The organism is Streptomyces violaceusniger Tu 4113 (assembly GCF_000147815.2).
GTDB lineage: Bacteria > Actinomycetota > Actinomycetes > Streptomycetales > Streptomycetaceae > Streptomyces > Streptomyces violaceusniger_A.
The window spans coordinates 6454826-6477378 of record NC_015957.1; the positions used below are offsets into that span (position 1 = coordinate 6454826).

The window sequence follows — 22553 nt, forward strand, 5'->3', positions numbered from 1 at the left end:
ACCAGGGACGCCCCGCCGCACGCCGGGTCGTCGCACACCGGGGGCGGGGGGCAGTCAGCCTCCCGCCGTGTACTCCCGCTCCCCCTCCACCGGCGCCGAGGCCGCCACCGGCTCGGCGGCGGCGGCCTTCGGGGTGGAGGTCTGGGCGATCAGGGCGCCCGTCAGCACCACCACACCGCCGACGACCTGCGCCACGCCCAGGTGCTCATCCAGCAGCACCCACGCCAGAACGGTCGCGATGACCGCCTCCAGACAGGCGAGCACCCCGGCCACCTGCGGTGAGAGCCGGCGCACCGACAGCACCCCGGTGAGATACGCGATCACCGTCGCCACCAGCACGATCCAGGCGAGCAGCACCAGAGCGGGAACACGGGCGCCCGCCAGGTCGGCGCCGCCGGTGAGGACCGTCCAGTCCATTCCCCAGGGGCGGCCGACCACGGTCAGCGCCACGGCTCCGATCAGCAGTCCGTAGGCGATGACGCCGAGCGGATCCGCCGGGTCCTGGCCGTCGCTGCCGTGGTCGGAGAGGACGAAGTAGCCCACCTGGCAGAAGGCCGCACCGAAGGCGAGCAGCAGTCCGAAGGGGTTGAAGCTCAGCCCGGACCAGACCTCCACCACACACGCGAGCCCGCCGACGGCCAGGACGACGCCGATCGCCGCGGCGCGGCTCACCGGTCGGCGCTGGACGAACCGCACCCACCCCAGCACCAGCGCGGGCGCCAGGTATTCGACGAGCAGCGCGACACCGACGGGGATCCGGGAGAGCGCCGCGAAGTAGCACGCCTGCACCCCCGCGACGGCCAGCAGACCGAACCCCACCAGCAGGGCGGGGCGGCGGGTCAGCAGCCCGCGATGGCGCCACGCCAGGGGCAGCAGGACCAGGGCCGCGCCGGTCACCCGCAGCCAGGTGACCTCGAGCGGCGCGAGCCCCGCCTCGATCAGCGGTTTGGCGGCGACGCCCGAGCCGCCGAACGTGAGCGCCGACACCAGGGCGAGCCCCAGGCCGACCTTCCTTTGCTGTGAGTGGCCTCCGGATACCTGCACCGGGCCATCATGTCAGCTCACGTCAGTACCGTCATCCCGTTGACTGCTGGCAGGTCTCCACGGCCAGGGCGGTGACCAGCGGTTCGACACAGACACCCGCGCGCCGCAGCACCTCCATGGCACGACACTCCTGGTCGCGGACGAACGCGGCGAGGAGATCGAGGCCACCGGCGCGGGACCCGCCACGGGAGGCGGCGCGGCGGACCGCCGCATCGAGGGCGGCCGTCGCGGCGGGCGACCATCCGGCCATCCCGCTCCCCGCCGAGGGCGCCGCCCCCGAGACCTCGGCGGTGCCGCTCCACCGGAGCCCGTAGCCGATGACGCGCTGCACCAGATACCCCAGCAGCCGTATCACCTGGGGCGGTCCGCCGGGAAACACCTCCCGTACCTCCGGGTCGGACTCCAGAAGGCCGTGCAGCAGATGGGCGGTGTCGAGCTGCGCGTCACCATCGCGTACGGCGCGCCGGCGAGCCCCCGCGATCACGGCGGCCACCACTTCGCTGACCCGGTCCTCGCATCCGGCGTCGTCGGGGCCGGCGGAAAGGGTACGATTTCGCACACTCTCACCCCATCAGCCCCTCGAGGCCGGAGCATCCTCGCCGGGAAGCATGTGCGCATCCCACCATGGTTGTGCGCGGATGACCGGTTCTCATCCTCGGGGAGGAGGGGAAGGGGCAACACCAGAACTGACGACCCGTCAGTATTGAATGTTCCGGACCCCGGGGCTACGTTGCCCGGCACCGTCGCACCACACACCGCAGGAACCCGCCGAAGGGACTCCCCCATGGCCGAGGTCAGCGCGCAGATACGCATCGAGGCACCGGCCGAGAAGGTCTGGGCCCGGCTGACGGACTTCTCCACCTACGGCGACTGGAACGCCACCCACACCAGCTTTCCGCGGGGCGGCCCGGCCACGCTGGAAGTGGCGGCGACCTATGAGGAGAACATGAAACTGATGGGCTTTCCGGCCGAGGTGACCTGGACCGTCGAGGAGTGCGAACCCGCCCGGCTGCTGGCCACCCGGGGCAAGGGCCCGATGGGCGTGAATCTCGCCATGCGCTATTCGCTCACACCGGACGGCGATGCCACGACGGTGCGCGTGGACGGGGAGTTCACGGGGGCGGCGGTTTCCTTGATGGCCGGGAAGCTGAAGGACTCGGCGACCAGCGCGCTCAATGAGTCGCTGCGCAAGCTCAGCGCGCTGGTCGTCTAGCGCCGGACAGGCGCCTGGTCCCGCGTCCCGCCCCGCCACCCCCGTGCGGCCGTTCCCCCGTCCGATCGGGGTCAGCTCTCGCCGCCCCGCTCGGTGCCGCCCTTCTCCTCGTCCTGCTCGGCGAGGATGAGATACAGCCGCTTGCGCGACTCATTGATGACGGAGACAGCCTTCTGCCGCTGCTCCGCGCTGCCGGTGCGCCAGACCTGGGAGAACGCCTCCATCAGCCCGAAGCCCGCCTGGCGGACCTCGTGCATGGCCTCCCAGTCGATACCGCGACCGGCCTCCTCCCACGGGGCCGCGGGCCCCGCCTCGGCCTCGGTGCGGCCGGTGTCGGTGAGCGCGAACAGCTTCTTGCCGCCCTCGCTCTCGCTGCCGATCAGCCCCTCGTCCTCGAGGAGCTGAAGCGTGGGGTACACCGAGCCGGGGCTGGGCCGCCAGGCTCCCCCGCTGCGCTCGGCGATCTCCTGGATCATCTCGTAGCCGTGCATCGGGCGGTCCTTCAGCAGGGCCAGGATCGAGGCGCGCACATCGCCGCGCCGCGCCCGCCCACGCGGCCCGCGGCCGCCGGGTCCGCCGCGGCCACGGCCGCCGAACGGGGGCCCACCGAAGGGCGGGCCTTCGAAACCGGGGCCGAACGGGCCGAACGCCGCGCGCCGCCCCTCACCTTCACCCCGGCCGCGGTGGCCGGGTCCGCAGTGTTCACGTCCATGTCCTTGGGAACGCATCGTGACGCTCCTTTCTATCGTCGATCCATCACGACACTTCAACGATATATCGGAACCGATCGGATGCCAACCCCTTTGGCTCGCCGACACCGCCCCGCACCCTCCTCCGCCGACCCCGACCGCCCCTCCCCGCACCACGGGTCCCGGCCCGCACCACCGGCCCCACCCCGCTCCCCCGGGAGGTGCCACGCCCGGGGGATTGGCCATGGCCGCCCCGCCGCCCGCCGCCTACGGTCGGCGGTATGCGGATACGTATCGTCGACGCGTTCACCGAGCGCCCCTTCGCCGGCAACCCGGCCGGGGTCGTCATCCTCGACACCGACACCTTCCCGGACGACGGCTGGCTGCAGCGGGTCGCCTCCGAGGTCAATCTCGCCGAGACCGCCTTCGCCCACCCACTCCCCGAGGCCGCGGAGGCGGACTGGGCGCTGCGCTGGTTCACCCCGGTCACCGAGGCGCCCATGTGCGGCCATGCCACGCTCGCCACCACCCATGTCCTGAAGACCACAGGGGCCGCGACCGGCACGGTCCGCTTCGCCACCCTCAGCGGGGTCCTGTCGGCAACGGCCGACGACGGCGGCTCGATCACGCTGGACTTCCCCACGGCCGCACTGACCGCGCTGCCGGTCCCCCAGCAGACGGCCGAGGTCGCCGGAGCGCTCGGCGCCGAGATCGTGTCCGCCCATCACGCGGGCCCGCATATCGACGATCTGCTGATCGAGCTGGCCGACGAGAAGACCGTGCGCGCCCTGGCCCCCGACCTCGCCGCGCTCAAGCGGATCAGCCACCGGGGCGTCATCGTGACCGCGGCCGCCGAGGACCCCACGCGCGGCTACGACTTCGTCTCGCGGATGTTCGCCCCGGCCGTCGGCATCGACGAGGACCCGGTCACCGGCAGCGCCCACACCGCGCTCGCGCCCTACTGGTCGGCCCGGTTCGGCCGCGACGAGCTGACCGGGCTGCAGGTGTCCGCGCGCTCCGGCTTGGTCCGCACCGTGCTGCGCGGCGACCGTACGCTGCTGACGGGCGGCGCCGTCACCGTCATCGACGGCGAGTTGCTGGCCTGAGACCCATCGGTCACCGCGGACGGCGGGTCAGGCCGTGGGCAGCCAGTCCACCCGGCCCGCCAGCAGGGCGTATCCGACGAAGGCCACGATGTCGATCAGCGCATGCGCGGCGACCAGCGGCCCGACCCGCCCCCAGCGGCGGTAGAGCAGCACGAAGATCACGCCCATCGCCAGGTTGCCGAAGAAGCCGCCGATCCCCTGGTAGAGGTGGTACGAACCGCGCAGCACCGAGCTGGCCAGCAGGGCGGCCATCGGGGTCCAGCCCAACTGCCCGAGCCTGCGCAGCAGATAGCCGACCACGATCACCTCCTCCAGCACCGCGTTCTGCACGGCGGAGGCGATCAGTACGGGGATCTTCCACCACACCTCGGGCAGCGACTCGGGCACCACCGTCAGATTGCCCCCGGCGGCCCGCGCCCCCAGATACAGCAGCAGCCCCGTGCCGCCGATCGCGGCCGCGACCGCGGCTCCCCACGCCAGGTCGAACCGCGGGCGGTCGCGGTCGAAACCGATCACCCGCAGCCCGGCGCCCTCGCGCAGCAGCAGATGGGCCACGAGCACGACCGGCACCAGCGCGGTCGAGATGCCGAAGAGCTGCCAGGCGAGATCCAGCCAGGGCCGCCCCGGCGCGGCGGAGGAGTTGAGATGGGCCGCCTGGTCCTTGAGCCCGCCCGGTTTGGTCACCGAGCCGATAAAGCTGATCAGTGCGGACAGCCCGCTCGCGCCGAGGGACAGCGCCAGCACGAGCAGCGTCTCATTGCGCAGCATCCGCCGCGAGAGCCCGTCCTCGACCACGGGCAGCTCCGCGCCCCGCGCCTGTGACCGCACTCCTGTCCCCACTTCCGCTTGTCCGCCTCATCGGGTGCACCCGCCCCGCTCACCGGACAATACGGTGTCATGGTCGACGGTGTGGGCGTCACCCGGAGAGATCGGTGGGCCAGGTGTGCACCGGTGCGTCGGTCCGCATCAGGGCGCAGTAGCGGCGGGTCATGGCCGCGAGTGCGGCGTCCCGGTCCAGCCCGCCGGCCAGCGCGCGGTGGTAGGTGGCCGTCTGCCAGGAGGCGCCGTTGACCCGCAGCTTGCAGCGCTCCTCGATCACGCCGAGGTAGCGGTCGCGGTCGGCGGGCTCCACGCCCCAGGAGTCGAGGCCGGAGGCGGCGAGCGGCAGCAGCTCCTCGCGGACCAGCCGTACGGCGGAGGTGCGGGCCAGGGAGGCCGAGCGGCCGGATTTGGGCCACTGCAGGACCGCGTCGATGCCGTGCCGGCAGGCCGCGTCGAAGTTGGCGGCGGCGGCCGCGAACGGCAGCCGGGTCCACACCGGGCGGGACTCCTCGGCGAGCGCCCTGACCAGTCCGTAGTAGAAGGCCGCGTTCGCGATGACATCGGTGACGGTGGGCCCCGCCGGGAGCACGCGGTTCTCCACGCGCAGATGCGGCACACCGTCTACGACGTCGTAGACGGGCCGGTTCCAACGGTAGATCGTGCCGTTGTGCAGCGCCAGTTCCTGGAGCTCGGGCACCCCGCCCTGGTCCAGCACCCGCAGCGGGTCCTCGTCCTCGCCGGTGGAGAGCAGCGGCGGAAAATAGCGCAGGTTCTCCTCGAACAGCTCGTAGGCGGAATCGATCCAGCGCTCGCCGAACCAGGTGCGCGGGCGCGCCCCCTGGGCGGCGATCTCCGGCGGGCGCACATCGGTGGCCTGCAGGAACAGTGGCGGCCGGGATTCGCGCCATGCCTCATGGCCGAAGACGAAGGGGGAGTTGGCACCCACGGCGATCTGCACGGCGGCCACCGCCTGCGCCGCGTTCCACGCGTCCGCGAAGCGCCCCGGGGTGACCTGAAGATGGAGCTGGACGGAAGTGCAGGCCGCCTCGGGGGCGATGGAGGCGCTGGCGTAGGTGAACCGCTCACGGCCCTCGATGTCGATGAGGAAATCCTCGCCGCGGGCGGCCAGCATCTGCTCGTTGAGGAGTTTGTAACGGTCGTCATAGGAGAGGCTCGTGGATCCCAGATCGTCCGCGGCGAGGGTCGGCAGAATTCCGATCATCACGATCTCGGAGGACACTTCCCGCGCCTTGCGATCGGCATATGACAAACCGGTTCGGAGCTCTTCCGAGAGCTGATCGAGAACGCGTCCGCGCAATCGGTGGGGCACGATGTTTACTTCAAGGTTGCACTGTCCGAGTTCGGTCTGGAAATCATGACTCCCGATGCGCTCCAGAACCTCCGCGTTCATCATCCTCGGCAGTCCGTCGGCCCCGGCGAGATTCAGCTCGATCTCCAGCCCCATCAGATTCTTCGGGCGGTCGAATCGCTTGTCGGCCAGGAGCCGGCCCAGCCCGTCGAGGCACTGCCGCAACCGGACGCGCTGCCGTCGCCGGCCGGACGGGTCGAACTCACCGGCTATGAGCTTGTCCCCCATCGAAGCGTCCCTCCTCGAGTGGATCATCGGTGCCAGCCGTCTGCACACCACGCTCGATGATGCCCACCAATGTGATCGATAACGCCCCGCGATCCCCACCCAGCCAGTAGGCTCTCTGGAACTGCTTATTGCGCCGGAAAATTGGACCGGCGAGTTCCAGCCTACCGCGCCGGCCCCAAAATGCCAGGTCATATCCGTTCATCTAGCACAGAATCGGGGAAAATCCCCGCCTTCGCACGGTCTGGATAACGTCTTGTGGGCAATGCGGGCAGCGGCTAGATGAAACACAACGGGAACACTTGTCGTATAAACTCGGCTAACGAGGCAGAGAGATAAGGCCCGAACGGTCTGTTCCGGTTCCCCTCTGACCCGTGTTCCACCGACAGCGCCGCCCAAACCCGGCCCGCTATCGCTTCACCGTGTCTCCAAGCGAGAGGCGACCCACCATGCCGCTGCATGTGCCCCAGGCCCCCGCGCCCGCCCTGCGCAGCGTCCTCACGGCCCTTGACTCCCCCACCGCCGTCCGCGAGGCCCGCACTCCGGTACTCTCCACGCTCACCGGCCCCTTCGAACCCGAACTCCCGCTCCCCGTCCATGTCCTGGACGACATCACCACCGCCGACGGCCCGCCAAGCACCCGGCTCACCGGCTGGCGCTTCCTGATCCGCGACGGGGACCGTACGGTGGCCGCCGCCGAGGCGATGCTCACCGCCGACGGCTGGGCCTTCTCACACTTCTCCGAGGGTCCCTATGTCAGCTCGGCCGAACTCGCCCTGAGCCAGGCCGAGTCGCTGCCCTCGGCGTACCAGCCGCGGCTGCTGTCCATCCCCGAGCTCTACATGGTCACGCTCTGGCTGCACGGCGACCTGACGGCGGACGGCGCCGAAGGCGGCCTCGGCGCGGGCGACCTGTTGGTGCCGCTCGCCCCGGCCCCGCCGGGGATCGCGCCCCACCGGGCGCATCGCGCAACCGATCTGCTACCGGTTCTCACCCACCGGCTCACCCGGGCTCCCTTGCTTGGCTCACCCGCCTGACCTGGGCCTCCATCAGATTGGGAGCGCCCCGTGACCGCCGGGTCACGGGGCGCTCCGCAGCATCCTCGTAACAGTCCTGCGGCGATGAACCGTCCGGACGGGTGATGCGTCATTATCTAGCGAGACCGGTACCGCTAAATCCCTGCGGATTCCAGGCCGTAGGGCAACACTGGAGCAATCGACCGACTCAAACCACGGGGGGCGGCCATGAACGCCGCAGCGAGCCGCAGGACATTCACCACTCCGCAGCGAAAGAACCCTGTCATGTGCCAGCATCAACCACCCTGCCCGTCAGCCGACTCCGCCGACCGGGAGGCCGCCCATCTGGTGGCGCACCACCCGGAGCAGGGATGGAGCCTGCTGTGCAACGGCGTCCTGCTCTTCGAGGACACCGGTGAGCTGCTGCCGGACGGGCGCGTCATCGCACCGTGCCGGCCGCGGGGTTCCGAGCACATCGTCACCGCGGCCTGACGGCCGCCCACGCCGTCATCACGGTCTGACCCGCCGTAGACGGCACGTACCCGCAGGGGCCGGCCCGGCGCATCCGCCGCACCGGCCCCATTGACGCGTTTGCCGCGCTTATCGAGGGGAAAACCCTCAGCCCTCGTAGGACTCCAGCGGCGGGCAGGAGCAGACGAGGTTACGGTCCCCGTAGGCCCCGTCGATCCGCCGCACCGGCGGCCAGTACTTGTCGGCCGCCGAGACCCCGGCCGGGAAGACCGCTTCCTCCCGGGAGTACGGGCGGTCCCACTCCCCGGTCAGCGACGCCGCCGTATGCGGGGCGTTCCGCAGCGGGTTGTCCTCCTTGGCCCACTCGCCGGAGCCGACCTTCTCGATCTCGGCCCGAATGGCGATCATCGCCTGGCAGAACCGGTCCAGCTCCGCCAGATCCTCGCTCTCGGTCGGCTCGATCATCAGCGTCCCCGCGACGGGGAACGACATCGTCGGCGCGTGGAAGCCGTAGTCGATCAAGCGCTTGGCCACATCGTCGACCGTCACGCCGGTGGCCTTCGTCAGCGGCCGCAGATCCACGATGCACTCATGGGCCACCAGACCGCCGGGACCGGTGTAGAGCACCGGGTAGTGCGGCTCCAGACGCTTGGCGACATAGTTGGCGCCGAGCACCGCGACCTGGGTCGCGCGGCGCAGCCCCTCGGCGCCCATCAGCCGGATGTACGCCCAGGAGATCGGCAGGATCCCCGCCGAGCCCCACGGCGCGGCCGAGACCGGGCCGACGCCGGTGGCCGGGCCTGCGGCGGGCTGCAGCGGATGGTTGGGGAGGTAGGGCGCCAGGTGCTCGCGCACCGCGACCGGGCCGACACCGGGGCCGCCGCCGCCGTGCGGGATGCAGAAGGTCTTGTGCAGGTTCAGATGCGAGACATCGCCGCCGAACCGGCCCGGCTCGGCGAGCCCGACCAGCGCGTTGAGGTTGGCGCCGTCCACGTAGACCTGGCCGCCCGCGTCGTGCACGGCCGCGCAGACCTCGGTGATGTGCCCCTCGAACACACCGTGGGTGGAGGGGTAGGTGACCATCAGCACGGCCAGTTCGGCGCCGTGCTTCTCGATCTTGGCGCGCAGGTCGCCGGTGTCGATCTCGCCGTCCTCACCGGTCTTGACCACGACGACCTTCATGCCGGCCATCACAGCGCTGGCGGCGTTGGTGCCGTGCGCGGAGGACGGGATCAGACAGACGGTGCGCCGGGTGTCCCCGTTGGCCCGGTGGTAGGCGCGCACCGCGAGCAGCCCGGCGAGCTCGCCCTGGGATCCGGCGTTCGGCTGCAGGGAGACCTTGTCGTAGCCGGTGACCTCGGCCAGCCGCTCCTCCAGCTCACGGATCAGGGTCAGATAGCCCTGGGCCTGCTCGGCCGGTGCGAAGGGGTGCAGCGCACCGAACTCGGGCCAGGTGACCGGCTCCATCTCGGTGGTCGCGTTGAGCTTCATGGTGCAGGAGCCGAGCGGGATCATGCCCCGGTCCAGGGCGTAGTCCCGGTCGGCCAGCCGCCGCAGATAGCGCAGCATCGCGGTCTCGGAGCGGTGCTGGTGGAAGACCGGGTGGGCCAGATAGCCGTCGTGGCGCAGCAGGGCCGCGGGCAGCGCGTCCGGCGCCGCGGCGTCCAGCTCGTCGACGCCGGGGATCCTGGCGGCGTCGCCGCTTCCGCCGTCCACCCCGAAGGCGGACCACACGGCGGCAAGCTGCGCACGGGCGGTGGTCTCGTCGCAGGCGATGCCGACGTGGTCGGCGTCGGTCAGCCGAAGGTTGACCCCGGCCTCCCGGCCCGCGGCGACGACCTCGGCGGCCCGGCCCGGCACCCGCGCGGTGAGGGTGTCGAAGAACGCGCCGTGCACCACCTCGACACCGCCGGCCCGCAGCCCCTCGGCGAGCACGGAGGCGTAGCGGTGGGTGCGGCGGGCGATCGCGGCGAGCCCGTCCGGGCCGTGGTAGACGGCGTACATGCCGGCCATCACGGCCAGCAGCACCTGGGCGGTGCAGATGTTGCTGGTGGCCTTCTCCCGGCGGATGTGCTGCTCACGGGTCTGCAGCGCCAGCCGGTACGCCTTGTCGCCGTCGGCGTCCACGGAGACCCCGACCAGCCGGCCGGGAAGGTTGCGGGCGTAGGCGTCGCGCACCGCCATGAAGCCGGCGTGCGGTCCGCCGAAGCCCATCGGGACGCCGAATCGCTGGCTGTTGCCCACCGCGATGTCCGCGCCCAGCTCACCGGGTGAGGTGAGCAGGGTGAGCGCGAGCAGATCGGCGGCGACGGTGACGACGGCGCCCAGCTCATGGGCGCGCTCGATGACCGGGCGCGGATCGCGCACCACGCCGGAGGCGCCCGGGTACTGCAGCAGCACACCGAAGACCCCGCGCTCGGCGATCTCGTCCGGAATGCCCTCGGCCAGATCGGCGACGACGACCTCGACACCGGTCGGCTCGGCGCGGGTCCGCAGGACCGCGACGGTCTGCGGCAGACAGTCGGCGTCCACCAGGAAGACGCCCTCCTTGACCTTGCCGACGCGCCGCGACAGCGCCATCGCCTCGGCGGCCGCGGTGGCCTCGTCCAGCAGCGAGGAACCGGCCGTGGGCAGCCCGGTCAGATCGGCGACGACCGTCTGGAAGTTGAGCAGGGCCTCGAGCCGGCCCTGGGAGATCTCCGGCTGGTAGGGCGTGTACGCGGTGTACCAGGCGGGGTTCTCCAGCACATTGCGCAGGATCACCGGCGGGGTGTGGGTGCCGTAGTAGCCGAGGCCGATCATCGACGGCAGCACCTGGTTGCGGTCGGCGAGCCCGCGCAGCTCGGCGATGACCTCCGGCTCGCTGCGGGCCGGGGGCAGGACATGCAGCGCCTCGGTGCTCTTTATGACCTCCGGTACGGCGGCCTCGGTGAGCTCGTCCAGCGAGCCGAAGCCGACGTGGGCGAGCATCTTGGCCTGCGCCTCGCCGTCGGGGCCGATATGGCGCTGCTCGAACGGAGTACCGCGTTCCAAGTCGGAGAGTGCGATGCGATTGGCGGTCATCTGCGGGGGCCTCCTGGTCTGTAACGACCGGCGAGGGGCACCGCGGCGCGGGTGCCCGGACGGCCTCCCCCTCTGTCATCTCAACCTGAGAGCTTCACCGGTCCACATAGCGCCTGACCGGTTTTCACCGTCGGTGAGGAGGGGTTCCGGAGCTCTGCTCGCCCGTGGCCCGCCCTGCTTTCCAGAGTGACCTCACCCGCACGGTACGTGTGCCTGAGAGATTCCGGGGAGGGTTTGCTCCTTCGGCGCCTCCGACAGCGTCGGCGGAGGACTCTCCCGCACGGGGTTTACAGCCACAGTCAGCGTACCAGCGGTTCTACCGTGGGGGACGGTCGCCGGCGTTCGAGTGGCCGAGCGCGGCGATGTGGCTTTTTGTAGGTATCAATGGCCACTTGCCACCTGTGGGAGAGAGCGTGCAGACCGATATCGACCCGCGGACCCTGATCGGCCGCAAGGCATTCGACCGCGAGGGCTCCAAGATCGGCACCGTGGACGAGGTCTATCTCGACGACGCGACCGGCGAGCCCGAATGGGCAGCGGTACGCACCGGGCTGTTCAGCCGGGACGTCTTCGTACCGCTCGAACCGAGCGAGGTCGTCGGCGACACCCTGCGGGTGCCGTACGACCGGGCGCTGATCAAGGACGCCCCGGACTTCGGAGTCGGCCGCCACCTCTCCCCCGAGCAGGAGTTGCAGCTCTACCACCACTACGGACTGGACGTCACCGGCTGACCTTGGCCCTGGGGCCGCCCCTGCTGGTGGCCTGGAGCCGGGGCCTGCATATGGCCCGGGGCCTCGCCGTGGCCCGGGAGCTGCTCGTGGCCCGGGGCCTGCTCATGGCCCGGGGCCTCGCCGTGGCCCGGGAGCTGCTCATGGCCCGGGGCCTGCTCATGGCCCGGGGCGTGGCCCTGCATGTGGCCTGAGGACTGGCCCTGCTCGTGGCCCAGAGCCCTCCCCGGCTCGGGTCCGCCGCCCGGTCCCGGCGCCGGCCCATCCCGGCCCGCGGCCAGGCCGCCTGGTCCCGCGGCCAGGTCATCCGGGCCGCCGATCTGCTCTGGGTCCGGGGCTATGGGCTCCCCCGGGTTCATGCCCGTGGTCCCCTCCCGGCCCGTAGCACCGCCCGGGGCCAGGTCCGAAACCGCCTCCGGGGCCACATCGGCGCCCGGACCCGCGGCATCCTCAAGGACCGAGCCCGGGACCTCCCCCGCGGCCGGTTCCACGCCCAGGTCCGTGACCGCCCCCCGAACCACATCGGGGCGCGGACCCGCGGCATCCTCAAGGACCTTCTCCGGGCTCAGGTCCGGGTTCGCGACCGCCTCCGAGGCCACGTCCAGGCACAGGCTCGCGCCATCCTCCGAGACCTTCCCCGGACCGAGGTCCAGACCCAGATCCGAGTTCGTGACCGGCTCCCCGGCCACGTCCGAGCATGGGCTCGCGCCGTCCTCCTGGACCGAGCCTGCGCCCTCCCCCGCGGCCGGGTTCGCGTCGGGGTCCGGGTTCACGACCTCCTCCGGGCCCGGGGCCACGTCCGGAGCCACGTCCGCGTTCGGGCTCGCGGCGTCCTCCGGGGCCGCGTCCAGGCCCGGAGCCGCATCCGCGTCCGGGCGCAGCAGGGGCAGCGGTTCGGTCGGCTCCAGTGCCGGGTCGTCCACGGTGAACGTCCGCACTCGCCCCGGCCGCGACCACGGTTCCTCGAAGCGCACGGTCACCCGGCCCACCCCGCTCCCCTGCACCCAGCCCGCCCCGTACTCGGCGTGCCGCACATCGGAGCCCGGCAGCCAGCGCCGCGGCCTCCCAGCGTCCTCAGGAGCCTCTCCCGCGCCCTCCCCCACAGACTCCGGCCTCTCGGGGCCCGGCACGCGCCGAGCGTCCCCCAGGGCCTCATGGGCCACTTGGGCGGCCTGGGCCGCCTGTGCGGCCTGCGCGAAGAGGTCCTCCTGGGTGTAGTCCGCCAGACCGCTGACCCCGACCCCCAGCAGCCGCACACCCGCCGTGGTTTCCACCCCGTCGATCAGCCGCGCGGCGGCCTCCCGCACCACCCCCGGATCGTCGGTCGGCCCGCGCAGGGTCTCCGAACGGGTCAGCGTGGAGAAGTCGTACCGCCGCACCTTGATCACGACCGTCCGCCCCGAGCGGCCCGCCTCGCGCAGCCGCCGCACACAGCGGTCGGCGAGCCGCGCGATCTCCAACTGCACCCGGACGCGGTCGGTGAGGTCGACGTCGAAGGTGTCCTCCACCGAGATGGACTTGGCGTCCCGCTCGGCGACGACGGGCCGCTCGTCCCGGCCCTCGGCCATCAGGAACAGCGACGCGCCGTGGGCCCGGCCCAGCAGCCGCACCAGCTCGGCCTCGCCCGCCTCCCGCGTCTCGGCCACGGTGTGGATCCCGGCCCGGCGCAGCGTCTCCGCCGTGGCGGGGCCGACGCCGGGGAGCGTCCGCACCGACATGGGGCCGAGCAACTCGCGCTCCGTCCCCGGGTCGATGACCAGCAGGCCGTCGGGCTTGGCCTGCTCCGAAGCGATCTTGGCGAGCATCTTGGATCCGGCGAGCCCCACCGACCCGGTCAGCCCGGTGACCGCCCTGATGTCGGTCCGCAGCCGCTCCCCCACGGCGCGCGCCGCCCCCGCGGTGGGCTCGGTGCCGCCCGCCTCCAGATCGACGAACGCCTCGTCCAGACTGAGCGGCTCCACCAGGGGCGAGAGCGTGTGCAGCAGGGTCATGACCACGTCGCTCACGGCGCGGTAGAGGGTGAAGCGGGGGATGAGGAACGCCGCGTTCGGACACAGGCGGCGGGCCTGGGCCATCGCCATGGCCGAGTGCACCCCGAACACCCGGGCCTCGTAGGAGGCCGTGGCGACCACGCCACGCGGCCCCAGACCCCCCACGATCACCGGCTTACCGCGCAGGCTGGGCTTGGATGCCTGCTCCGCCGAGGCGTAGAAGGCATCCATGTCCAGATGGAGAATCGTCGGCGCACCCCTCACACCTACGATGCTGCCGCACACCACTGACAATGGGCGGCACGACGGTCCGAAGGCGGGCCGGGGGCGCCGCTCCGCTCGCGTCCGGGGCGGCGCCTCACGAAAGGCGCCTCACGAAAGACGCCTGACAAAAGGGCGAGCGCTCAACCGGCCCGGTTGCGACGCGCCGCGAGCTCATCGGTGGGGTTGTGCCGGAGCAGCGTCTCCCCGGTGTCCACCCGCTCGCCGTGGAGCTGGGACAGCGCGCTCTCGACATCCCGCCAGACGACGCCCACGGCGATCCCGAAGACGCCCTGACCGCCTTGGAGGAGGTCCACGACCTCATCGGGCGAGGTGCACTCGTAGACGGTCGCGCCATCGCTCATCAGCGTCATCTGGGCCAGGTCGTCGAGCTCCCGGGCGCGCAGATGGATCACCGCCGCCCGGATGTTCTGCAGCGATACGCCGGTGTCCAGCAGCCGCTTCACGATCTTGAGGACGACCACGTCCCGGAAGCTGTAGAGCCGCTGGCTGCCCGAGCCGTACGCGGGCCGGACGCTCGGCTCCACCAGCCCGGTGCGGGCCCAGTAGTCGAGCTGGCGGTAGGTGATGCCCGCGGCCGCGCATGCGGTCGGTCCGCGGTACCCGACCCGCTCCGTATCCCCCGCGGCGGGCTCACGCGGCGGTGCTGCCTGTGCCGCGACCCGAGCCTTCAACGCCGGATCGGCCGGTGCGCTCCCCTGGAGCGTATACGGACCGCCGGCTGCCGTGCCGTCGCCGGTGCTTCTCACGCCGACCTCCGTCCTCGACCTGCCATCTTGAAGGTAGGCAGTCACCCGGGGTGCGTCAACGATCGCCACACTCGGCACGCCGAGTGATAATCACCCTAAGGGTGGTTTCCCGTGTCCCTCGTCTGGGAAAGGCTACTCGAATGCGCGAGCGAGGACCGGCATACCGTTCACTGGCTGCTGGTTCCGAAGTCCTCGGGCGAGATCTGGTCGAGGAACTCGCGGAACTTCTCCACCTCGTCCTCCTGCTCGTCCGGGATCGCGATACCGGCGTCGTCCAGCACGCCGTCGCTGCCGTAGATCGGCGTACCGGTGCGCAGCGCGAGCGCTATGGCGTCGGACGGCCGGGCACTGACCTCCACGCCGCTGGCGAAGACCAGCTCCGCGTAGAAGACCCCCTCGCGCAGATCCGTGATCCGGACCTCCGTGAGCTGCTGGCCGACCGCTTCGAGTACGTCTTTGAAAAGGTCATGGGTCAGCGGGCGCGCCGGAGCCATGCCCTGCTGAGCGAAGGCGATCGCGGTCGCCTCACCTGGTCCGATCCAGATGGGGAGGTACCGGTCGCCTCCCACTTCACGCAGGAGCACGATCGGTTGGTTGGAGGGCATTTCCACCCGGACACCCACGACGTCGAGCTCGTTCACACAGCAACCCTAGGACGTGCCCGGCCGGTTTGGATAGTCGGGGCCCGATCGGTCACCGCTCCTGGACCCTCAGAGCCGACCGCACCAGGGCCGCGTGCAGCTCTACGGAGAGCGTGGCGAGCTCTCGCACACTGGCCTCCGCATGCGCTCTGGTCTGCGGGTTTCTATGCAACCGCAACGGAGCGACCACCTGCTCGACCATTCCGGCCTCGCGCTCGGCGGAGGCTTTCATGATTCGCAGATGACGTGGTTCCAGGCCGAAACGACCGAGTTCGGCGATGAGCCGGGCGACGGTCACCGCCTCGATGTCGTACCCGCCGTCCGCGCTCGGCGCGAGCAGCCCGTACGACTCCCATTCGGCCAGCTGCGCCTCGCTGACCTCGGCTGTTGCCAGCAGCTCGACACGGCCCAGCCGGGCGACCGCGGGGCCGTCCGCGACCGCCCCGATACCGCCGTCGAGCACACCGGGCTGCCGCGCTCCCTGCGAAACGGCAGGAAGCTGCAACGGCTCGCCCCGCTCCAGGGCGTCCAGATGCTCCCGGATGACCTTGAGCGGCAGGTAGTGGTCACGCTGCATCCGGAGGATATGGCCGAGCCGCTCCACATCCCGCCGGCTGAATTTGCGATAGCCGGACGGCGTCCGGCGCGGCTCGACCAGACCTTCCGACTCCAAGAAGCGGATCTTGGAGATAGTGACCTCGGGGAACTCGTCCCGCAACAGATTCAGCACGGTGCCGATGCTCATCGACCGGCTGCCCGTGGGGGCGGTGCCGGTACCGGCACCGCCCGACGGTGTCTGAAGCATGGACCTCCCCTGACGGGTCAGATGCCGACGCCCCGCTGGCTCGGGTAGAAGACCAGCCGGTACTTACCGATCTGCACCTCGTCGCCACTGGTCAGCACCACCGGCGCGTCGATCTGCTCCCGATTGAGATACGTCCCGTTGAGGCTGCCGACGTCCGAGACGGTGAAGCTGCCGTCCTGGCCGCGCCGGAACTCCACATGGCGGCGGGAGACCGTCACATCGTCCAGGAAGATGTCGCTCTGCGGGTGACGGCCCGCCGTGGTGACATCACTGTCCAGCAGGAAGCGGCTGCCCGAGTTCGGCCCGCGGCGGACCACCAGCAGCGCCGATCCCATCGGCAGCGCCTCGACGGCGGCTTGCGCCTCCGGGCTGAGCGACGGCAGCGGCGTCTGCCCGGTCACCTCGGAGTCGTACGCCTCGAGACCCGAGATCGAAATGGTGGAGGTGGTCTCCGAGGCACGCTCGGAGGGCGCGCCGCCCCGCAGCGGGGCGCCGCAATTGGAACAGAACCGGCTGGCCTCCGCGTTCCGGTGGCCGCACCGCTGACAGACAGGCAAGCCGAACCCTCCACCACTGTGAGCGGCCGATGGCTCCTGGAAACCTATGGGGCCGGTCGCGGAGGGGTCGACAGACGCGCCCTGCGCGCCGACCTGGTCCCGGAACAGCGGGCGCTCCTCGGTCCCCCCTCCGCTCTCCTCCGCGGCACGCGAGGCGCGGTGGCGAGCGGTGCTGCTGCCGCCATCCTGGCGGGCACTCTTGCCGAACAACTTCCCGAACAACTTCACGGGCGATTCCCCTTGACTGAAACAGACCCGCCCGTGGGGCAGGACAAACCCTCGATGCACACACCAGACGGTCCGGACATCCTCACAACGTCCGTGACCACCAGACAGTTTCCATCACGCGCGGATCTTCTGGTGCGTTGACCCCCCGCGTCCACATGGTCTCCCCGAGAGACCCTCATTTCGAACCGCCTCACCGTGATGACGACCGAGCGTAGTCAGGCCGCTTCGCCGATCGCAAGGCATCCACAACGATCTTCTTCTCCCGCCGCACGGACACAGTGGCCTGCTCCTTCTCCAGGCTCTGCACCACCCCGCCGGGAATGTTCAGCGCCGGCTCCAGATCCTCCGGCTTGCCGATCACCTTCACAACATACGGTTGCGTCACTTTCTGTCCATCGATCTGGATCGCGCCACCGCTGTCCGCGAAGTAGGTGCCGGCGACCACCCGCACCTTGCCGATCTGGATCGCCTCGGCGCCCGCCGCGCGCAGCTCCTGCACCGTGTCGAGCAGCATGTCCGACTCCACGGAGCCCCGGGAGTCGTCGATCGTGATCGTGATGCCGGGACCCTGTGCTGCCACCGTACCCGCGAGCACGCCCAGCTGCTGCTCCTTCTGGAGCGTCTGCTTGCGGGCCTCCTCGGCCTGGTCGGAGCTGTTCTCCAGCTCGGTGCGCTGGTTCTCCAGTCTGCGCTTCTCGTCCTGGAGCCGCTGGGTGCGGGAGTCCAGCTCGTCGAGGATCCGGACCAGGTCCTCCTGCCGGGCGCCGCGCAGCACGCTGTTCTCGTTGGTCGAGCGCACCTGGATGGCGAGGCCCAGGCCGAGGCCGAAGAGCAGCAGGGCGACGATGAGCTGCGCACGGGTCAGCCGCGGCGGCCATACGCCCTTCAGCAGCCGCTGGCGGCCGGTCTGGGCCTCTTCCGGCCTCTGCCCAGCCCCAGGGCCGCCTTGCCCGGCTCCGGGGCCGGGGGCGGGCCCCACACGCTCTCCGGGGCCACTTCCGGGCCCACCGGGGGGCCTGGTGCCCTCGGCGGGCGGCGTGGGCGTGTCGCCCGCCTTGACGGGCCGGCCCTGGGCCTGCGGCGGCAGGGCCTCGGGCAGAACCGCCTTGGGCAGGGGCGTCCTGAGAGCGACGTCCTTGAGCCCGCCCGGCGGGGGCCCGGCAGCTCTGCCCGGCTCACCTCGCGGAGGCGCGGGGGGCCTGCCCGGCTCACCCCGAGGGGGCGTGGGCGGCCTGCCCGGCTGCTGCCGTACGTCACGGTGCTCGGGCTTCCGGGCGGGCGACGGGGTGCCCGACCGCGGCGTTTCGGCCGCGGACGGCCGCTCCGGCCGCGCCCGCTCGCGCGGCTCCCCGGAGGGCGCGGCCCCCTCGGCCGTCTCCGGCCGTCGCGGCGGCTCGGGCGACCGCCGCGGCTGCTCAGCCCCCGGTTCGGCCTTTTCGGCCTTCGCCGCCTGCTCGGGCCTCTCGGGCTTCGCGTCCCTCTCGACCAGTCGCGGCGTTTCGGCCGACCGTCGGTTTTCGGCCGACTCTGGCCGCTCGGGCTTCTCAGGGGTGTCGTCGGTCGTCATCGGCCTCACGCCCGGAAGACATGGCGGCGGATCGCGGCCGCGTTGGAGAAGATCCGGATACCGAGCACGACCACGACTCCCGTCGACAGCTGGGCACCGACGCCCAGCTTGTCACCGAGGAAGACGATCAGTGCGGCCACCACCACATTGGACAGGAACGATACGACGAAGACCTTGTCGTCGAAGATCCCGTCCAGCATCGCCCGGAAGCCCCCGAAGACCGCGTCGAGTGCTGCCACGACGGCGATCGGCAGATAGGGCTCGACCACCGTCGGCACCACGGGTCGGACCACAAGCCCGACCACGACTCCCACGATGAGCCCCAATACGGCGATCACGATGTGCCCTTCCCTGTGTCGGCGTCACCCTTGCCGGAGCCACCGGCTATCGGTTCCGCGGTGCGTACGATCAGGCTCGGCGCGGCCGGAAGCCGCAGCGAGTCCTGGGCGGAAATGCTCGTGCGGATGTCATAGTTCTGCTGCAGCACATGCAGATACTGGCCGTCCGCGCTGTTCTGGAAGGCGGTGCTCAGCCGCTGCCCGTCCCCCACCGCGAGCACCGTATACGGCGGCGCCAGCGGCTTGTTGTCGACCAGTATGGCGTCTCCCGCCGCCCTGATCGCCGAGAGCGCCGTCAGCCGCTGTCCGTTGATCGAGATGGCCTCCGCGCCCGACTCCCACAGGCCGTTGACGACGCGCTGCATGTCGTGGTCGCGCACCCGGCCGGTATCGGAGAAGTCGGCGCTCTCCCGTGGTCCCCCGCCGCCGCCGGCCGCGCCCTTGGCGTCGTCGACCACCAGCTTCACCCCGCGGCCCGTCACCTCGTTGGCCCCCGAGAGCAGCGCCACCAGATCGGCCTTGGCTCCGCCGTGCTTCTCCAGTGCCTGCCGCTGCTTCTCCCCGACTTCGCCACGGAGCTTGTCCACGCTCTTGGCGAGCTCGTCCGCGTTCGAGTTCCCCGTCTCGATACGGTCGATCAGTTCTCCCCGCTCCTTGGCCAGCGTGGGCGCCGATATCCGCGCCTCGGCGGCGCCGACGGTGATGACCACCGCGACCAGGACAAGACCGAGAGCCAGCCCCAGTTTGGCCCGCATGGTGCGCGGCAGGCCCGAGCGACCGGTCTCACCGCGCCGCGCTGCGGCCTCGGCGTAACCGTCGTCGAGGCTGTGGTCCATCACATTGGTCAGCAGCGACATGGACGCGTCGAGGCGCGGGCGAGGGCGCGGCGATGCTGTGCTCCGAACGGGGGGCGGCTGCGACATGCCGCACATCGTCGCACGTGGGGGCCGCCGCCACCGAATGGCCCCTCCGGCGTGCCGGATCGGGGACCTCGGGGCGGCGGCCCCCACGCGCTCAGACGTGCGGAGACGGCCTCGGGATCAGCGCCCCGCGCTGTCCACGACGCTCGACCACTCGTCCAGCAGGGCCTGCGCGGACGCGTCGTCCGGGCCCTCCGCCCACAGATGGGTGACCGCCTCGGCCGGGTCGGGCAGCACCATGACCCACCGCCCGTCGGCCTCCACGACCCGCACCCCGTCGGTGGTGTCCACGCTGCGGTCGCCCGCGGCCTCCACCACATGCCGCATGACCAGGCCCTTGACCGCCCAGGGGGTGGCCAGATCGCGCCGCTGGACATGCGCCCGCGGGATCCGCGCATCGATCTGACTCAGCGTCAACTGAGTGCGCGCCACCAGCCCGATCAGCCGGACGAAGGCGGCCGTACCGTCGAAGACGCTGCTGAACTCGGGGATGATGAATCCGCCGCGCCCGTCACCGCCGAAGATGGTGGTCTCCGACCGGGCGACCCGGGTCAGATCGTCCGCCGCGGTGGTCGTCCACTCCACCTGCGTGCCGTGATACGCCGCCACCTGCTCGGCGATACGGGTCGTGGTCACCGGAAGCGCCACCCGCCCGCTGCGCCGCTCCGCGGCCACCAGGTCCAGCATCACCAGCAGCGTCCGGTCGTCCTCGACGATGCGGCCCCGCTCGTCGACGAGTGAGAACCGCTCACCGACCGGGTCGAACCGCACTCCGAACGCGGCACGCGCCGAGGCCACGATCTCGCCGAGCCGCGCCAGCCCCGACCGGCGGGCGTCGGCGGTCTCCGTCGGACGCGCCTCGTTCAGGCCGGGGTTGATGGTCAGCGCGTCCACCCCGAGCCGTCCCAGCAGGCTCGGGAGCACCAGCCCGGCGCTTCCGTTGGCGGCGTCCACGACGACCTTGAGACCGGCTTCGGCGATGCCGCTGATGTCCACGGCGCGCAGCAGCGAGCCCGTGTACGAGTCGAAGACGCTCGACGGGAAGCTGAGGTCACCGATCTCGCCCGGGAAGGCCCGGCGGTACTCCTGGCGGGCGTACACCCGGTCCAGCTTCCGCTGACCGGCCGCGGACAGATCGGCGCCCCGCTCGTCGAAGAACATGATGTCCACCGAGTCCGGCACCCCGGGCGAGGTCCGGATCATGAAGCCGCCTGCACTGCCACGCGCGGTCTGCTGCCGGGCCACCGGCAGCGGTACGTTCTCCAGGTCCCGTACGTCGATGGCGCTGGTCTGCAGGGCGGAGATCATCGCCCGTTTGAGCGCCCGCGCGCCCCTGGAGTGGTCACGCGCCGTGGTGACCGTGGAGCCCTTCTTGAGGGTCGTCGCATACGCTCCGGCGAGCCGCACGGCGAGCTCCGGGGTGATCTCCACATTGAGGATGCCGGAGACGCCGCGGGCGCCGAACAGATGGGCCTGCCCTCGGGACTCCCAGATCACCGAGGTGTTGACGAACGCGCCCGCCTCGATGGTCTTGAACGGATAGACCCGGACATTGCCCTGGACGATCGACTCCTCGCCGATCAGGCACTCATCGCCGATGACGGCCCCGTCCTCGATACGGGCGGCGCGCATGATGTCGGTGTTCTTGCCGATGACACAGCCGCGCAGATTGCTCTGCTGGCCGACATACACGTTGTCGTGCACCACCGCCTTGTGAAGAAAGGCGCCGCTCTTCACCACGACATTGGAGCCGACGACGGTGTGCTCACGGATCTCGGTACCGGCCTCCACCTTGGCGTAGTCGCCGATATAGAGCGGACCGCGGAGCACGGCCTCCGGATCCACATCCGCTCCTTCGGCGACCCATACGCCGGGTGAGATCTCGAATCCGTCGAGTTCGACGTCGACCTTGCCCTCGAGAACGTCGGCCTGGGCCTTCACATAGCTCTCATGGGTGCCCACGTCCTCCCAATAGCCCTCGGCGACATACCCGAAGATGGGCTTGCCTTCCTTCATCAACTGGGGGAAGACATCTCCGGACCAGTCCACCGGAACATCGGGCTCGACATAGTCGAAGACCTCCGGCTCCATGACATAGATGCCGGTGTTGACGGTGTCGGAGAAGACCTGGCCCCAGGTGGGCTTCTCCAGGAAGCGCTCGACCTTTCCGGCCTCGTCGACGATGGTGATGCCGAACTCGAGGGGATTGGGGACGCGCGTCAGGCAGACGGTGACAAGGGCTTTGTTTTCCTTATGGAAATTGATCAGATCCGTAAGGTCGAAATCCGTCAGGGCATCACCCGAGATCACAAGGAAGGTGTCGTCCTTGAGCGCTTCCTCCGCGTTCTTGACGCTGCCGGCGGTGCCGAGTGGCTTCTCCTCATTCGCGTACGTGAGCTCCATACCGAGCTCCTCGCCGTCACCGAAGTAGTTCTTGACCAGGGATGCGAGGAACTGGACTGTCACCACGGTCTCGCTGAGCCCATGCCGCTTGAGCAGCCGCAGCACATGCTCCATGATCGGCCGGTTGGCCACGGGCAGCAGCGGTTTGGGCATGGTCGAGGTCATCGGGCGCAGACGAGTTCCCTCGCCCCCTGCCATCACGACGGCCTTCATGTCGGAAGCGTCCTCCTTGAAGAGACGACGGTCATGCCGACCGTGCACGCCCGATGGCCCTTACACTTACCGCGCTATGGGCCTCGGCCGCTATCGACGCCGCTACGGCGAGC

General features: G+C 70.8%; 20 protein-coding genes and 2 riboswitches. Of the genes, 5 read left to right on the forward strand and 15 right to left on the reverse strand.

Going from position 1 to position 22553, the window contains the following annotated elements; genetic code table 11:
- Positions 1–54 precede the first annotated feature (54 nt).
- Positions 55–1044: an EamA family transporter gene (locus STRVI_RS26305; protein ID WP_014058671.1), complete on the reverse strand. Its 990-nt coding sequence runs from the start codon at positions 1042–1044 to the stop codon at positions 55–57.
- A gap of 31 nt (positions 1045–1075) precedes the next feature.
- Positions 1076–1603, reverse strand: coding sequence for a Clp protease N-terminal domain-containing protein (locus STRVI_RS26310; protein ID WP_014058672.1), 528 nt, complete (start codon positions 1601–1603; stop codon positions 1076–1078).
- Between the two features lie 225 nt (positions 1604–1828).
- On the opposite strand from STRVI_RS26310, the gene STRVI_RS26315 reads away from it, so the two are divergent.
- A complete protein-coding gene (locus STRVI_RS26315; RefSeq protein WP_014058673.1) occupies positions 1829–2257 on the forward strand; it encodes a type II toxin-antitoxin system Rv0910 family toxin in 429 nt (142 codons plus the stop codon).
- Between the two features lie 71 nt (positions 2258–2328).
- On the opposite strand, the gene STRVI_RS26320 is transcribed toward STRVI_RS26315, so the two are convergent.
- Complete coding sequence (locus tag STRVI_RS26320) at positions 2329–2985, reverse strand: PadR family transcriptional regulator (protein WP_014058674.1); 657 nt, start codon at positions 2983–2985, stop codon at positions 2329–2331.
- A gap of 242 nt (positions 2986–3227) precedes the next feature.
- On the opposite strand from STRVI_RS26320, the gene STRVI_RS26325 reads away from it, so the two are divergent.
- The gene (locus STRVI_RS26325) at positions 3228–4052 is read left to right on the forward strand and encodes a PhzF family phenazine biosynthesis protein (RefSeq protein WP_014058675.1); all 825 of its coding nucleotides are present in this window, start codon (positions 3228–3230) and stop codon (positions 4050–4052) included.
- Between the two features lie 27 nt (positions 4053–4079).
- Here the strand turns inward: STRVI_RS26325 and STRVI_RS26330 are convergent, their stop codons facing one another.
- Positions 4080–4820, reverse strand: a complete 741-nt coding sequence (locus STRVI_RS26330) for a CPBP family intramembrane glutamic endopeptidase (protein WP_078505814.1) — start codon at positions 4818–4820, stop codon at positions 4080–4082.
- 148 nt (positions 4821–4968) lie between these two features.
- Positions 4969–6471 (reverse strand): hypothetical protein, encoded by a 1503-nt coding sequence (locus STRVI_RS26335; RefSeq protein WP_014058677.1) that lies wholly within the window; start codon positions 6469–6471, stop codon positions 4969–4971.
- 446 nt (positions 6472–6917) lie between these two features.
- Between STRVI_RS26335 and STRVI_RS26340 the strand changes: the two genes are divergently transcribed.
- Together STRVI_RS26340 and STRVI_RS26345 are read left to right on the forward strand one after the other, a co-directional pair.
- The gene (locus STRVI_RS26340) at positions 6918–7505 is read left to right on the forward strand and encodes a hypothetical protein (RefSeq protein WP_014058678.1); all 588 of its coding nucleotides are present in this window, start codon (positions 6918–6920) and stop codon (positions 7503–7505) included.
- Between the two features lie 264 nt (positions 7506–7769).
- Complete coding sequence (locus STRVI_RS26345; RefSeq protein WP_043236576.1) at positions 7770–7976, forward strand: DUF5999 family protein; 207 nt, start codon at positions 7770–7772, stop codon at positions 7974–7976.
- A gap of 126 nt (positions 7977–8102) precedes the next feature.
- Here STRVI_RS26345 and gcvP read toward each other — a convergent pair whose 3' ends face one another.
- Positions 8103–11018, reverse strand: coding sequence for an aminomethyl-transferring glycine dehydrogenase (gene gcvP / locus STRVI_RS26350; protein ID WP_014058680.1), 2916 nt, complete (start codon positions 11016–11018; stop codon positions 8103–8105).
- Positions 11019–11083: 65 nt separating this feature from the next.
- Positions 11084–11208: riboswitch (glycine riboswitch) on the reverse strand.
- 1 nt (position 11209) lies between these two features.
- A riboswitch (glycine riboswitch) is annotated at positions 11210–11307 on the reverse strand.
- 112 nt (positions 11308–11419) lie between these two features.
- On the opposite strand from gcvP, the gene STRVI_RS26355 reads away from it, so the two are divergent.
- Positions 11420–11749, forward strand: a complete 330-nt coding sequence (locus STRVI_RS26355; RefSeq protein WP_216345389.1) for a PRC-barrel domain-containing protein — start codon at positions 11420–11422, stop codon at positions 11747–11749.
- Here STRVI_RS26355 and STRVI_RS54825 read toward each other — a convergent pair.
- The 9 genes from STRVI_RS54825 to STRVI_RS26400 form a co-directional block, all read right to left on the reverse strand.
- Complete coding sequence (locus STRVI_RS54825) at positions 11725–14001, reverse strand: DNA polymerase IV (RefSeq protein ID WP_014058682.1); 2277 nt, start codon at positions 13999–14001, stop codon at positions 11725–11727. The genes STRVI_RS26355 and STRVI_RS54825 overlap by 25 nt on opposite strands.
- A gap of 140 nt (positions 14002–14141) precedes the next feature.
- Positions 14142–14768 carry a MerR family transcriptional regulator gene (locus STRVI_RS26365; RefSeq protein ID WP_014058683.1) on the reverse strand — a complete coding sequence of 209 codons (627 nt, stop codon included), beginning with the start codon at positions 14766–14768 and terminating at the stop codon, positions 14142–14144.
- 167 nt (positions 14769–14935) lie between these two features.
- Entirely contained in the window at positions 14936–15409 is a 474-nt protein-coding gene (locus STRVI_RS26370) for a bifunctional nuclease family protein (RefSeq protein WP_014058684.1), read from the reverse strand.
- Positions 15410–15461: 52 nt separating this feature from the next.
- Positions 15462–16214, reverse strand: a complete 753-nt coding sequence (gene ftsR / locus STRVI_RS26375) for a transcriptional regulator FtsR (protein WP_014058685.1) — start codon at positions 16212–16214, stop codon at positions 15462–15464.
- A gap of 17 nt (positions 16215–16231) precedes the next feature.
- Complete coding sequence (locus tag STRVI_RS55640) at positions 16232–17059, reverse strand: FHA domain-containing protein (RefSeq protein ID WP_435532591.1); 828 nt, start codon at positions 17057–17059, stop codon at positions 16232–16234.
- A gap of 130 nt (positions 17060–17189) precedes the next feature.
- Positions 17190–18113: a DUF881 domain-containing protein gene (locus STRVI_RS26385; RefSeq protein ID WP_435532626.1), complete on the reverse strand. Its 924-nt coding sequence runs from the start codon at positions 18111–18113 to the stop codon at positions 17190–17192.
- A gap of 458 nt (positions 18114–18571) precedes the next feature.
- Positions 18572–18904: a small basic family protein gene (locus STRVI_RS26390; RefSeq protein WP_014058688.1), complete on the reverse strand. Its 333-nt coding sequence runs from the start codon at positions 18902–18904 to the stop codon at positions 18572–18574.
- Positions 18901–19827 carry a DUF881 domain-containing protein gene (locus tag STRVI_RS26395; protein WP_043236581.1) on the reverse strand — a complete coding sequence of 309 codons (927 nt, stop codon included), beginning with the start codon at positions 19825–19827 and terminating at the stop codon, positions 18901–18903. Before STRVI_RS26395 ends, STRVI_RS26390 begins: the two co-directional genes overlap by 4 nt.
- A gap of 117 nt (positions 19828–19944) precedes the next feature.
- The gene (locus STRVI_RS26400; protein ID WP_014058690.1) at positions 19945–22440 is read right to left on the reverse strand and encodes a mannose-1-phosphate guanyltransferase; all 2496 of its coding nucleotides are present in this window, start codon (positions 22438–22440) and stop codon (positions 19945–19947) included.
- Positions 22441–22553: the final 113 nt, after the last annotated feature.